General features: G+C 57.3%; 5 protein-coding genes. 4 read left to right on the top strand and 1 reads right to left on the bottom strand.

Annotated elements, in window-relative coordinates; translation table 11 throughout:
• Nucleotides 1–28: 28 nt before the first annotated feature.
• The gene (locus tag RB620_RS04635) at nt 29–1,762 is read right to left on the bottom strand and encodes a sensor histidine kinase (RefSeq protein WP_308092367.1); all 1,734 of its coding nucleotides are present in this window, start codon (nt 1,760–1,762) and stop codon (nt 29–31) included.
• Nucleotides 1,763–2,278: 516 nt separating this feature from the next.
• Here RB620_RS04635 and RB620_RS04630 point away from each other — a divergent pair.
• From RB620_RS04630 to RB620_RS04615, 4 genes are all read left to right on the top strand, one after another.
• Nucleotides 2,279–3,133, top strand: coding sequence for an ABC transporter permease (locus RB620_RS04630; RefSeq protein WP_308092388.1), 855 nt, complete (start codon nt 2,279–2,281; stop codon nt 3,131–3,133).
• A 71-nt stretch (nt 3,134–3,204) separates the two neighbouring features.
• The gene (locus RB620_RS04625; RefSeq protein ID WP_308092366.1) at nt 3,205–4,083 is read left to right on the top strand and encodes a carbohydrate ABC transporter permease; all 879 of its coding nucleotides are present in this window, start codon (nt 3,205–3,207) and stop codon (nt 4,081–4,083) included.
• Between the two features lie 128 nt (nt 4,084–4,211).
• On the top strand, nt 4,212–5,954 hold the full coding sequence (locus RB620_RS04620; RefSeq protein WP_308092365.1) for an extracellular solute-binding protein: 1,743 nt from the start codon (nt 4,212–4,214) through the stop codon (nt 5,952–5,954).
• A 155-nt stretch (nt 5,955–6,109) separates the two neighbouring features.
• The gene (locus RB620_RS04615) at nt 6,110–14,668 is read left to right on the top strand and encodes a carbohydrate binding domain-containing protein (RefSeq protein ID WP_308092364.1); all 8,559 of its coding nucleotides are present in this window, start codon (nt 6,110–6,112) and stop codon (nt 14,666–14,668) included.
• The last annotated feature ends 127 nt before the right edge of the window (nt 14,669–14,795 follow it).

The following is a 14,795-nucleotide window of genomic DNA, read 5'->3' as shown; positions in this document are numbered from 1 at the left end:
AAATGTTCTCTCTCGGTTGTCAAATGTTTTATCCGCTCGTCCCCGCAGGCCACTTCAGATGAACGGCGACGCCGCCGTTCGGCCGCAAGCGGAAGGCCAGCGACGCGCCCTCTCCAAACTGGAACAGCATGCGCTGCCTGATGTTCCACAGCGCGCAGCCGGTCGTGTCGTCCGGTGTCTCCACGATCGCAAGCTCCAGCTTGCGCAGCGCTTCCTCCGACATGCCGATTCCGTTGTCCTCGACGATGATCTCGTTCCATTCGGCCGAGGCGATGCCGGTTATCACGATCAGGCCGTCGCCGTCGTATTGCTCGATGCCGTGCAAGACGGCATTCTCGACGACCGGCTGCAGAAGCAAGCGAGGAACTTCAAGCTCCAGCATCCCGTCCGGGACATCGATCCGGTAGGCCATATGCTGGATATGAAATCGTTGGATTTCGAGGTAGCTCTCCAGCAGCTGAAGCTCTTCGCGAAGCGTCGCGGTCAGCTTCTCGACGCGCGTCGTATATCTGTAATATTTGGACAAATGCATGGAGAGCTTCATGACAGAATCTTTCTTATCGAGCCGGGCGAGGCTGCGAATAAGCGCGAAACAATTGTACAGGAAATGCGGGTTGATCTGGGACTGCAGCTGCTTAACGTTCGCTTCCCTGCGCCTAAGCTCCTCGACGTATACCTTGCCGATGAGCCGTTCGGTCTCCGCGGCCATGTCGTTGAACCGCTGGAACAAGTACCCGAACTCGTTCTTCGGATTGACGTTGATCCGCGTCGAGTAATTGCCTTCCTGCAGACGCTTGACGTTGCGGATGAGCAGCCCGATCGGACGCTGCACGTTGCGGTACAGCAAGTACGCAGCCAGAAGGCTCATCGCAAGCAGAAGGATGACCGAGCCGTAGAACAGGATTTGCGTTTTGACGATCGGCTGCATGACGTCCTCGAGCGGCATGTAATCGACGAGATACCAGTCCAGCATCCGGATCGGCGCGATCGTGACAAGAAATTCGCTGCCCCCGATCTTCACGATCTCGTTGCCGGCGTCAAGCGAGATTTCCTCCGAGCGCAGAAGGCCGCCGATGCTGGCGACCATCGCCGCGTCAGAGCTTTGGTTCAGAAGGGTCCCGCCGTCCGCGTTTATCAGGAACGGATCGCCCTTTCCCGTCTGCTTGAACGCGTCCAAATCTTTGACGATATGCTCGTCGGGGAACGAAATCTCTACGATAATGCCGGCCTTGTCGATATTCGCCAGCTTGCTTGCAGGTTTCACGATATGGCGGACGAACCGCATTTGCTTCAAATTCTGGATCGTCATCTCCTCGTACTTCCACTTCGGAGCGAGCAGCTTCTTCACCGAGTCCAGATCGTATTTCAAATACTTGTTCGTTGACACGAACTGTTCGTTCTCCGGCGCCAGGATGCTGTACTGCGTGTCCCAACGCTGGGAAACGTTCAGCAGGCGGAGCCGCTCCATGATGCGCAAGCGCTCGTCGTTGCGCTCGTACGCGCTGTCGATCAGATGAAGCGTCTGCAGCTGCTGAATATGGATATCCTCGCTGAGCAGGAAGCCGAGCGAAGAGAGGGTCTTAACGCTGCGGTCGATCTCGTCCGCAAGATAGGTAATGTCCTTCTGCTTGAGCGACTGCATCTCGTCCTTGATAACGTTCATGCTCGTCCGAGTTGAAAGCGTATACAAGAGTATGATCGGAATCAATAAGAGGACGATCAGGATGATGATTTTGGCAAACGTATTTTCTCTTAATCGCATGGACAATACCTCTCAGGTCGAAAATTTAATTAAAGTTCAAAAAGTTCGGTTTTCAGTACAAGAGCGTATGCTTCCGAAGCTGCGTTTTTTTCAAAAACGCTGAAGAAGATTGAATGAAACTAGAAACCGAGGAGCGGAGCGTAGTGGCAGCTACGTGAGCACCTGCAATGTTTCCGGAGGAAACATACTTCGTAAGCATTCGCTTAGTTTCGGTTGAGTTCAATATTCGATGCCGAATTAGCTTCCTGGTTTACTTCGTAATCAAAAGTGGACTTTTTGAACATCATCTCAAAAAAAGGGCATCCTTCTAAAAATCGTGGCCTATAGCACGGAAGATCGGGCTGATAGAATAAATCATACAGGAGAGTGGAGAAAAAACAATCCATATTTTTGGAAGGGGGCAATTCAGTGGAAAGTGCGATGAACGAACCGCTGCAGACGAACAAACGGGGGAAACGAAGCGTACAGCAGGAGCGGGCGAGAGAGAAGCTGAGTCGCACTTGGCCTTTGCATCTCATGCTGCTGCCGGCAGCGATCGTCACGTTAATTTTCGCCTACGTGCCGATGGGCGGCCTAGTGATGGCATTCCAGGATTTCAAACCGTATGACGGGATGTTCGGCTCGAAATTTATCGGTTTGGAACATTTCCGCTTCATGTTCGAATACCCGGACAGCAAACAAGTCATCTGGAACACGCTTATTATTTCGAGTTTAAAAATCGTATTCGGCCTCATCGTTCCGTTCGTGTTCGCGGTGCTGCTCAACGAGATTCGGAAAATGTTTTTCAAACGGGTGGTGCAGACGCTCGTCTATCTTCCGCACTTTATCTCGTGGGTCATTCTCGGCGCGATTCTGACGGACATGCTCGGAAGCAAAGGCATCGTGAACACGACGCTGAGCGCGATGGGGCTCGAATCGGTCTTCTGGCTGGGCGACGGCGATTGGTTCCGGTTCACGGTCGTGGTCAGCGACATCTGGCAAAATTTCGGCTTCAACACGATCGTGTTTCTGGCCGCGCTGGCGGGCGTCAATCCAGCCTTGTACGAAGCCGCGGAGGTCGACGGCGCGAACCGTTGGAAACAAACGATTCACATCACGGTACCGGCGATGGTTCCGATCGCGGTCGTTGTCGGCACCTTGTCGCTCGGCAATATACTGAACGGCGGCTTCGATCAGATCTTCAATCTGTACAACTCGCTCGTGTACGACAAGGGCGACATTATCGATACCTTCGTATACCGAACGGCAATTCTAAATGGACAGTATAGCTTCGGCACGGCAGTCGGGTTGTTCAAGTCTTTGATCGGCCTCATTTTAATCGTGTTCTCTTACCGAATGGCTTACAAATACGCGGGTTACCGAATTTTTTAACCACAATAGACGCGGTCGCTCATCCTGAGTAGGCCTCGATAGAAGATTTCTCACAAAGAGGGTGAAAGAACATGTATCATAAATCTGCCGGCTACAAGACGTTCTCGGCGTTCAACTATGTGCTTCTCGGTCTGATCTGCATCACCTGCGTACTGCCGCTCGTCCATATTCTGGCCGTCAGCTTCAGCGCGAGCGCGCCGGCGAACTCGAACCTCGTCGGGCTGTGGCCGATCGGCTTCAATCTGGACGCGTACACGAAAACGTTGAACAACGACAACTTCCATAACGCGCTTCTGATGGGCGTGCAGAGGACCGTGCTCGGCACGGCGGTCGGCATGGCGCTTATGCTGCTCGCGGCGTACGCGCTGTCGAAGGACGGCCGCGGCTTCAACAGCCGTACGTATTACGTCTGGTTCTTCTTGTTTACGATGCTGTTCAGCGGCGGAATCGTGCCGTCGTACATGCTTATCCGGAACCTGGATCTGATGAACTCCATCTGGGCGCTCGTGCTGCCGCTCGCGATCAACGTTTTCAACATGGTGCTGCTCATGAACTTTTTCCGTGCGGTGCCGAAAGAGCTGGAGGAAGCGTCGCTCATTGACGGAGCCGGCCACTTCCGTACGTTATGGAGCATTTATTTGCCCATCTCGATGCCGGCGATCGCGACGATTTCGTTGTTTACGATGGTCATGCACTGGAATTCCTGGTTTGATGGATTGTTGTATATTTCCGATTATCGCAAATATCCGTTATCGACGTTCCTGCAAACCATTATCGTGCAGCAGGATTTTAATAAAATCAGCGTTGACGTATCCGAGCTCCAAAACATTTCGCAGCGGACTGTGAAGGCAGCCCAAATTTTTATCGGCACGCTTCCGATCCTGCTCGTTTACCCTTTCCTTCAGCGTTATTTCGTCAAAGGCATTATTTTGGGCGCGGTCAAAGAATAGGCGACAAAATGGCATCAATGACAAAAAAGTGGTCTTTCAAGGTGCTGAAAGCGGCATTATGATTAGATTATAACGGTATAGAAATTATCGTTATTTATAACATTATTTAACTTACAGGGGGTTGCAGTATGAAGAACAAGAAATGGCTATCCACGCTGCTCGTACTGACTTGCGCCGCTTCCATCGCGGCTTGTTCGGGCAATAATAGCGGCGGCAACAACGGAGCGTCGACGAATAACGGCGGTTCGAGCACCGAAGCTCCGGCAAGCTCGAACGCCGGCGGCGAAGGCGGCTTCGTCAACGGCAAATACGAGACGCCGATCACGCTGACGACCGTATGGGGACTGAACGAGAACGGGGCGATCTTCAAGGAAGGCGAGTCGATCGAAGACAACATCTTGACCCACACGATCAAGGAGCGCCTCGGCATCGAGATCAAATACGATTGGGTCGTCACGAACACGAATGACGCCTACAAGACGAAGCTTCGCCTGATGCTCTCCTCCGGGGAGAAGATGCCGGACGTCGTCGCTTACCGCGGCGACCTGGAAACGGTCAATATGCTGATCGACTCCGGCCAGTTCATGCCCGTAGGCGAGCTGGTGGACAAGTACGCGAACGAAACGTACAAGACTGGTCTTGAGCTTGATCCCTCGATCTGGCTTCCGATCACTCGAGACGGCGAGAAGATGGCTTTGCCGATACTCGATTACGCCTATAACGGCGATCATGTCATGTGGGTTCGTCAAGACTGGCTTGATAACGTTGGCCTAAAAGCGCCGACGAACCTGGCGGAGATGGAAACGGTCATGGACGCGTTCGTGAACGGCGACCCGGACAAAGACGGCAATAAGGATACGATCGGTCTGGCGACGGCCTTCAAGAACGGCTTCTCGAACTGGATGACGGACATCGGCTTCGTCTTCGGCGCCTACGGCACGATGCCCGGACAGTGGAACCTGAACGCGGAAGGCAAGCTGGAGCACGGCTCCGTGAATCCTGTCGCGAAGGACGCGCTTGCCAAGCTAAAGGAATGGATGGACAAAGGTTACATTTCGCAGGATTCCGCACTGTACGACGAAGTGGCCGGCTCCGAGCTGTTCACGAAAGGCGAAGCGGGCATTATGTTCGGACCGAACTGGCTGCCGGCATGGCCATTCCCGGATCTGCAGAAGAACGTTCCGGGCGCAACCTTCAAGGCATACCCGGTTCCGGCCGGCAACGACGGCAAGATCGGCTCCGCGGGCGGCAACCCGCCGTCCAACGGCTACCTGTTCATTAACAAGGACGCCAAAAACCCTGAAGCTGTGCTTCACTACTACAACTGGTTCTTCGAGAATACGGCGAACCCGCAGCCGGATGGCGAATTCGCGAACGGCTTCGCGGAAGGCTACGATTACGCTCTGCTGCCGGACGGCAGCCTGACAGCGGATATCGCAAAATATCCGGAGCTGTTCCCGGGCTTGAAGGACAAAGCGGCACCTCCGCTCTTCTACTCGCTGACGTACGAAGGCGCGCGCATTCCGTCCCTGTACGCCGAAACGCATGTGAAGCTCGCAAGCGGAGCGGCTGCCGAAACGCCGTACGAGAAACAAGAGTTCAATACGCGTACGAAGGAAAATACGGACGCTATGGTCGTCGTCATGGACCAGAAGGACATCCGCATGAAAAACTACTACATGGGTCCTCTGACCGAAACGATGCAAAGCAAAAACGAACTTCTTAACAAGCTGCTTAACGAGACGTTCAGCAAAATCATTTACGGCCAGCAACCGCTTGATTCGTTCGACACGATGGTCGAGAACTGGAACAAATCGGGCGGTGAACAAATTACGAAAGAAGTAAACGAATGGTACGATAAAGCGAAATAACAACGGAATTGCGATTCACACTTCAAAGCGGCCTGCCACCTTTGCGTTTCTCTACTGGACTCCAAGAGGCGGGCCGCTTTTCCTATGCCCGTGAAAGCGTTAACAATTAAATGCGCGATAAAAAAACGACAGATTTGAGGGGTATGATGAAAAAGATGGGAATGCGAAAAAAAGTCATGTGCGGATTATTGATACTCGCCTTGCTCGTCGGCATGCTGCCGTCCTACGCGGCGGCGGCTCCCGCATCGCTGGAGCGGAGCGGCGGCGCGAAACAAGAGAACGGAGCCGCCAAAGCGTGGGGCGAGGAACTGATGGACGCGTGGATCGCGAAAGGGCTTCTGTCCGGTTATCCCGACGGTACGCTGCGGCCGAACGAACCGGTCACGAGAGCGCAGTTCGCGAAGCTGCTGGATACGCTGTTCAGGTATGGAGGCGATGAAGCTGAGGCGTTTAACGATGTGCCGAGCGAAGCCTGGTATGCGGCTTCCGTAGCGAACGCGGCTGCGGCCGGCGTGCTGTCCGGTTATCCGGGTGGCGACTTCCGGCCGAACGAGCCGATTCGCAGGCAGGACGCGGCGAAGGTTCTGGATTCGGCATTCGGCTTAGCCTCGGCCCCGTCTCCTTCCGGATCGGGCATCGCTTCGTTCGCCGACGCGTCCTCCGTGCAGGGATACGCGGCGGCGCCGATGTCCCGGCTTATCGACGGGGGTTACATGAACGGCTATCCCGACGGCACGCTTCGGCCGCAACGGTCGGTGACGCGAATGGAGGCGGTTGCTTTAATTGCCGCGCTGGCCGGCGAGATCATCGGATCGGCGGGGGAGATCAGGGACGCAGCCTTTGACGGCAACGTTCTCGTTCAGACGAGCGGAGTCCGTTTCGTCGATTCCGTGATCGGCAACAACGTCTACTTGGCGCCGGGCATTGGCGAAGGCGACGCTTTTTTCGAAGGGACGAAGATCGGGGGCATGCTGTTCGTCGGCGGCGGTGGCGTGCACAGCGTCCACTTAAACGAAACGTCCGCGGGCGGGATTCTCGTGAACAAAAATGAAGGGCCCGTTCGCGTCGTGATCGGCCCGGGCTCGAACGCGGGTTCGGTGGACGTGGAGACCGAAGCGATCATCGAAGTGGATGAGGACGCGACCGTGGAAACGTTGTCCTTCCTCGAAGGCGCGGAGGGAAGCGAGCTTCGCGACAACGGCGGCACAATCGGCGATATCGTGAACGAGGCGGGCGCGAGAATCGCGGAAGGCAGCGCAACGAGCGCGCCGAGCCCGACGCCGACGCCGGCTTCAACAACGAATCCGACGACGGGGCCGACGGCGAACCCAACGGCACCTCCAACGGCAAGCCCAACGGCGAATCCGACATCCAATCCGGCGAAGGATTGGAAGCTCGTGTGGAATGACGAGTTCGACCGCTCCGGCGATAACCTGGACGGCAACGGCGTCGATTTGGACAAATGGGGGTATCAGCTCGGAACCGGCTCGCAATACGGCTTGGACGGCTGGGGCAACAACGAAGAGCAATATTACCGTTCCGAGAACATTCGCGTCGACGCCGGCATGCTCGCGATCACCGCGAAGAAGGAAACGCATGAAGGGAAGCCGTACACATCCGGCCGTCTGTTCACGGAACCGACGTTCAGCCAGGCCTACGGCAAGTTTGAAGCACGGATGCAGCTTCCGGTGGGTGAAGGCTTCTGGCCGGCGTTCTGGATGATGCCGAAGGAAAGCGAGTATGGCACATGGGCGGCTTCCGGCGAGCTCGACATCATGGAAGCGAGAGGCCGCCTGCCGGAAGAAGTCGGCGGAACGATCCATTACGGCCGGAATTGGCCGAGTAATAAGTCGACGGGCGACGAGTACCACTTTCCCGAAGGGCAGGACATCACGGGATTCCATACGTACGGGGTCGAGTGGGAGCCGGGAGAGATTCGCTGGTATGTTGACGGGAATCTTTATCAGACGCTGAACGACTGGGATAGCTGGGGTGCGGACCAACCGGCGAAATACGCTTACCCGGCTCCGTTCGACAAGCCGTTCTACATGATCCTGAACCTCGCGATCGGAGGCAATTACGACGGCGGCCGCAAGCCGGCCGGCAGCGACTTGCCGGCACAGATGCTTGTCGATTACATTCGCGTCTACGAACCGGACGGCTGGAAGTATAGCGAGCCTTCGGAGCCGCAAGTATCGGCGGAGCCCTATCCGCCCGGCTACAAAGAGCCGGTGGACAGCAATTTCGTTTATGATCCAGGATTCGAAGAGCCGTTTACCGATGTCGTGGAGCCCAGCGATCCCTTGAACGAATCGTACTGGAACTTCGTGCGCGTGAGTACGTTCGGCGGGACCGCGTCCGTCGAAGTGGAGGAGCTGGACGGGTTGCCGTACGCCAAGACCGAAATTACGAACGGCGGCAATGCGGCCCATTCGGTGCAGCTCATTCAGAACGTCTCGCTTGGGAAGGGCAGATGGTATAAGCTGTCGTTCGACGCGAAGTCGAACGCGAACCGGACGATGACCGTGAAGCTCGGCGGCGGGGAGAGCCGAGGATGGTCGGTTTATTCCGACAGTCTGGAAGCGAGGCTGAGCGATACCGCTCAGTCCTATGAGATGACTTTCCAAATGAAGGCGGATACGGATACGCTCGCACGGCTGGAATTTAATATGGGCCTCGGCACGAACCCGGTCTGGATCGGCAGCGTGAAGCTGGAGGAGACGTCGGCAGTCGACCCTTACAAGGAGAACGACTCTAAGGCGCCGCTGGCGGACGGCAACCATGTCTATAACGGCGGTTTCGATCTCGGCTACATGAGCCGGTTTACGTATTGGCAATTGGAGAAGGCGAGCGGCGCCGAAGCCGATGTCTCGGTCGATCCGAACGAGCGGGAGCTGTCGCTACAAGTTTTGCGACCGGGCAGCGCGGCGGACGATATCGCGCTCCGCCAACGCGGAATCGAGCTAATTAAAGGCAACGATTATCGATTGACTTTCCGGGCGAAAGCTTCCGCGGCGAGAACGGTGGACGTCGCGCTGACCTCACTGGACGGGATGTTGCACGCGCAAGGGCAGGCGGCACTACAAGCAGGTGGCATGGCAACCTATACGGTCGACCTCCGGATGAACGGAGAGACGGACCGGAATGCCGTACTGAGCCTGCTGTTCGGAGGATCGGGAATGGGCGTGACGATGGATGACGTGAAGCTCGTCAGGCTGACGAACAACAATGTCGGCGAACTTCCGCTGGGCGATCAATTCCCGCTCAAGAACGGCGATTTCTCAAACGGCAAGCAGCATTGGAGCGAGCATGTACAGGGGCGTTACGACGGGTGGGACCAAGCAACGTCGTTCTCCGTGCAGGACGAGGCCATGAAGGCTTACGTGTCGAGCACCGGCAACAACGCTTGGGACGTCATGCTGATGCAGACCGATTTTGGGCTCAAAGCCGGACAGACGTATGTCGTATCGGCGGATGCGCGTTCGTCGGTTAACCGCGAAGCGGAATGGGTCATCGATTACGGCAACACCCGGCTTCTGTCGAAGCGAGTCTCGCTGACGAATCAATGGCAGACGTTTACGTATGAATTGCCGGTGCAAGCGGACGCGACGGCTTCCTTCAAGATGCTGCTCGGCAAACTGACGGACACAGCCGCGATCGGCGCGCACGACGTCTTCGTCGATAACGTGAAGGTCGAACTGAAAGGCGCAAGGGAAAAGACGTTTTTGGCGGCCAACGGCTATTTCGACCAAGGGCTGGCCGGCTGGAACACCCATGTCCAGGGCGTCTACGACGGCCCTTCCGCGGCAACCGTGACGGGCGCCAACGGGGCGCTGCGCGCAGCCGTGATGCATGCCGGCAATCATCCATGGGACATTGTTGTCTCGCAGGACGCTGTGGAGCTGAAGAAGAACAAAACGTATATCGTGTCGTTCGACGCGCGTTCCACGCTGCCTCGAATGATCGATCTGACGGCGGAGAACGCGGCCTATTTCCGCTATCTCAACCAGTCCGTGCGGCTGGAGGATTTTACGCAATCGTACAATTACGAATTTACGATAGCCGCGGACGACACGGCGAGCCTGAAATTCCTCTTCGGCAAGATGGCGGGCCAGGACGCGACGGCCGACCACGATATTTTCGTCGACAACGTGAGATTCGAGCTGAAAGGGGCCAAGGAAGCGGCCGGAGAGAAGGCTCGCTCCGGCAACGATATCCGATTGCCGAATCCTCCAGCGCTATCGCCCGACGTGACGGGCAACGTGGTCGGCGAGGCGCTGGAGCTGACGTTCGCGGACTCTTCCGCTTGGCGCGGCGCGATTAACGCGGTGCTTGTGAACGGAACCGCGTTGAGCGCATCGGATTATGCTGCGTCCGCTGGCAAGCTGACGCTGGATGCCGAGGCGTTTGGCGAAGCGGGAGCGTACGAAGTTACGGTCAAAGCGACGGGCTTCGAACCTGCGTCCGTCTCGCAAGAGCTTCTGGCCGAAGAAATGTGGACGCTCGTCTGGAACGACGAGTTCGACGGCACTGGCGATAACCTGGACGGCAACGGCATCGATTTGAACAAATGGGGGTATCAGCTCGGAACCGGCTCGCAATACGGCCTGGACAGCTGGGGCAACAACGAGCTGCAATATTATAAGAAGGAAAACGTGAAGGTCGACGGGGGCAGCTTGTTCTTCGAAGCGAAGCCGGAGTCGTACGGCGGCAAGACGTACACGTCCGGCAGGCTCTGGACGTCGCCGACGTTCGGCAAAAGGTACGGCAAATTCGAAGCACGCATGAAGCTGCCCGGAGGTCAAGGGTTATGGCCGGCGTTCTGGCTCATGCCGAAGGATTCCGAATACGGAGGCTGGGCTTCCTCCGGCGAAATCGACATCATGGAAGCCAGGGGCCGCCTGCCGGGCACGGTCGACGGCACGATCCATTACGGCAAGAACAGTCCCAACAACAAAGCGACGGGCTCGCATTACGTATTCCCGGAGGGCGAGGATTTTACCGGCTTCCATACGTATTCCGTGGAGTGGGAGCCTGGCGAGATCAGATGGTACGTCGACGGCAATCTGTATCAGACGATCAACGATTGGCATAGCTGGGGAGCGGGGCAGCCGGACAAATACGCTTACCCGGCTCCGTTCGACAAGGAATTTTATATCATTATGAACCTCGCGGTCGGAGGCAACTACGACGGCGGACGCCTGCCGGATCCGAACGCGTTTCCGGCGTCGATGGAAGTCGATTACGTCCGCGTGTATGAATTAACGGGCAGATCGTATATGGAGCCGGTCGAACCGCAGTTCGAGGAAGACGAATTCCCGGATGGCGGGAAACCAGCGATCGACGGCAGCTTTATTCATGACGCCGATTACGGGCAAGGCATTACGAGCGTGACCGACGCGACGCCGGACATGAACCCGACCTTTTGGAACTTTCTCCATGACAACCAGTTCGCCGGCTCGGGCACGGCCAGCGTCGAGGAAATCGGCGAGACCGCCTTCGCGAAGCTGGACTTGACGGCGGGAGGCAACGCGAATTACGCGCTGCAGCTCATTCAATATTTGACGCTCGTGAAGGGCAAGTCGTATAAGCTGACGTTTGATGCCAAAGCTTCGGCGGATCGTAACATCAGCATCAAGTTTGGCGGCGATGCCAGCAGCAACTGGGCGATCTACTCCGATAACTTCGATGCGGGATTGACCGAGGAATTCCGATCCTACGCGTTCCGGTTCCAAATGACGGGAGACACGAACGCTGCCGCTCGCCTCGAGTTCAACGTCGGGCAAAACACAAACGATGTCTGGATCGGCAATGTCCGCGTCGAAGAGATCGACATGGTGAGCTCGCCGGACGATCCGAAGGAGCCGCTGGACGGGGGCAACCATGTTTATAACGGATCGTTTGATCTCGGCACGATGGATCGGATGAAATATTGGAGCGCCGCGACGTCCGGTGCGGCATCGGCCGAACTTGGAGTCGATCCCGCGGAGCGGTTTTTGACGGCGGAGATCGCAAGCGGCGGAACGGCCGCCTCGGACATCGTGCTGAGGCAAAAAGGGATTCAGCTGCTCCAAACCGATTCCTATAAGCTGACGCTGGACGCTTGGACCGATGCCGCGCGCGATATCACCGTATGGCTGAAGGGCAAGGACGGTACGCTTTACGCGGGTCCGTTCGCCGTACAATTGAGCACAGAACGGAACACGTTGGATGTTGCTTCGTTCGATATGCCGGCTGGCGTGACGGATCGGGAAGCGATACTGGAAATCGGCCTCGGGGGCTCGGATGCGGACGTTTACCTCGACAACATGAAGCTGATCCGCATGTCCAACCGCAACGTCGACTTCACGGGCGTGGAACTGTATCCGATCCGCAACGGGGATTTCCATTTTGGCCTGAACGGCTGGGAGCCGTTCACGCAAGGCGGAGCGGCGACGTTCGGCGATGCGGACGGTACGGGACGGATCGGCATCTCCAATGTCGGATCTGCCGGTTGGAACGTGATGCTCAATCAGTCCGGTCTGCAGCTGGAGGGCGGCTTGACTTACATCCTTTCATTCGACGCGGGAGCCAGCGTGAGCCGCGACATCGAAGTTTCGCTCGAGAACGCCTCGTACGTTCGCCGGTTCTTTTCGGGTTCGCTCGGCCTTTCGCCGGAGACGTCTCGCTTCGAATTCGCGTTCCGCATGCCGCTGGACGAGAATGTGGCGCTCAAGTTCATGATGGGCAAAACGCCAAACAGCCCCGCAGGAGCGCACGATGTATGGATCGATAACGTAAAGCTGGAGGTGCAATACGCGCCGCTTTTGCAACCGGCAACGGTAATGGCGGACAGGGCGGATAACCGGATCGGAGAAGACGTAGTGTTGCCTTATTCCCCGGCAGCGGGTTGGGCGGAAGCGATCACGGAGATATTGGTAAACGGCGGAAAGATTGATGCGGGACTTTACGAGGCGTCTAACGGTGCACTGACGATCTTGGCAAGCGCGTTTGGCGAAGAAGGCATGTACGAGATCGCGATTGCGGCAGCCGGCTACGCCGATGTGACCGTTCGGCAGCAGATGCTGGCGGGCGACGGCAATCTGGTGCTGAACGGCGGCATGGCGCAAGGGTTATCGAGCTGGGAAATCTGGGAGGGCGAAGGCGGCGACTCCACGGTAACGGCAGAGAACGGCGTCGCCAAAGCCGTCATCCATTGGCACGGCGGCATGCATCCGACCTGGAACGTTCCGATCGGCTGGTCGACGCAATTCAACCAGTCCGGCATTATGCTGGAAGCCGGCAAGACATACGAACTGCGTTTTAACGCTTGGGCGACGGCGAACCGGCCGATCGTCGCGGAGCTTGGCGGCTACAACAACAACCAATCGGTTACGTACGACTTGACGACAAACCTGGCGGACGTGCACAAGACGACGCTCCGACCGGCGGGCAACGTAAAACTGACGCTGAAATTCCTGCTTGGCAACATCGTCAGCGGCGCCCTGACGACGCCGGACGCGGAGCATACCGTCTTCCTCGACAACGTATCGATCAAGGAAGTGAAATCGCCTCCCGTGCTCGCGTCCGATGCCACGGACAACAAAATCGGGCAGCCGATCACGCTGACGTTCGCGGACAACGCCGAATGGCGCGCCGCGGTGACTAGCGTGTACGTGAACGGCGTCGAGGCTCCGCAAGACCAAGTCGCGATCGAAGCGGGCAAAGCGACGCTTGCGGCGGAGCTGTTCCCCGCGATCGGTACGTATACCATCGCCATCGAAGCGCAGGGCTACGGCGTGAACGAAGTCCGGCAAAAGGTGCTCACAGCGGCGGCGAACATCGCGCTCGGCCGCGACTCGGGCGCAAGCGCCTCCAGCTCGGCAGGCGAGGCGGGAGCCGCGGCGCGGGCATTCGACGGCAATGCCGGAACGCGCTGGGAATCCGCGGCGGGCGCCGACCCGCAATGGCTCGCGATCGACCTCGGCGGCGTATACGCGCTGGATGCCGTCGTTCTGCAATGGGAGGGCGCCTTCGCCAAGGCCTATAAGCTGCAAGCGTCGACGGCGGCCGTTCCGGGCGAGGACGACTGGACCGATTTGTTTACTGAGGCAAACGGCAACGGAGGGCTGGACGAGATCGCGCTGGGCGGCCAAGAAGCGAGACATCTGCGCATGTACGGAACCGTGCGCGGAACGCCGTGGGGATACTCGCTTTGGGAGTTCGAAGCATACGGCATGCCGGTAAGCGGCGGCGGCACCGATCCGGGGACGGACCCCGGCACGGATCCCGGTTCCGAGAATTTGGCGCTTGGCAAGTCCGCCTTCGTGTCCAGCTTCAATGCACCGTTTCTTCTGTCGAATTTGACGGATGGCGATGTGGGCTCACGGTGGGAGGCGAACTGGAGCCAGAATCAGACGACTTCGTTCGCGGAGGAATGGATCTACATCGATCTCGGCAGCGAGCAGTCGTTTTCCCGATTGGCGTTAACGTGGGAACGAGCCTACGGCAAGACGTTCGAGATTCAAACCGCCGCGGCCGGCAGCGATGTTGGCGCCAATAGCGGGGAATGGGAAACCGTTTATTCGGCTAACCGGGAATTGACTTCCCCGTACAAAGAAACGATTATGCTCGACGAGCCGGCAACCGGGCGTTACGTCCGCATCCGGATCACCGACAAAGGATTCCCGCCATACGGACCATCGCTCTTCGAGGTCGAAATTTACGCGAGTTAATGAATGGCAATCGAAAGCAGCCTCACCCTGTTCTTTCAGGGGGGCTGTTTTTCGTTTAGCGAGTCCCCCCGGCGAAGTCGATCCCATCGACTTCAATCTCTCACCGATTCTACATAATAAAAATGAT

The organism is Paenibacillus sp. LHD-117 (assembly GCF_030929555.1).
Taxonomy (GTDB): Bacteria; Bacillota; Bacilli; order Paenibacillales; family Paenibacillaceae; genus Pristimantibacillus.
This window is presented reverse-complemented; position numbering and strand designations above follow the sequence as displayed.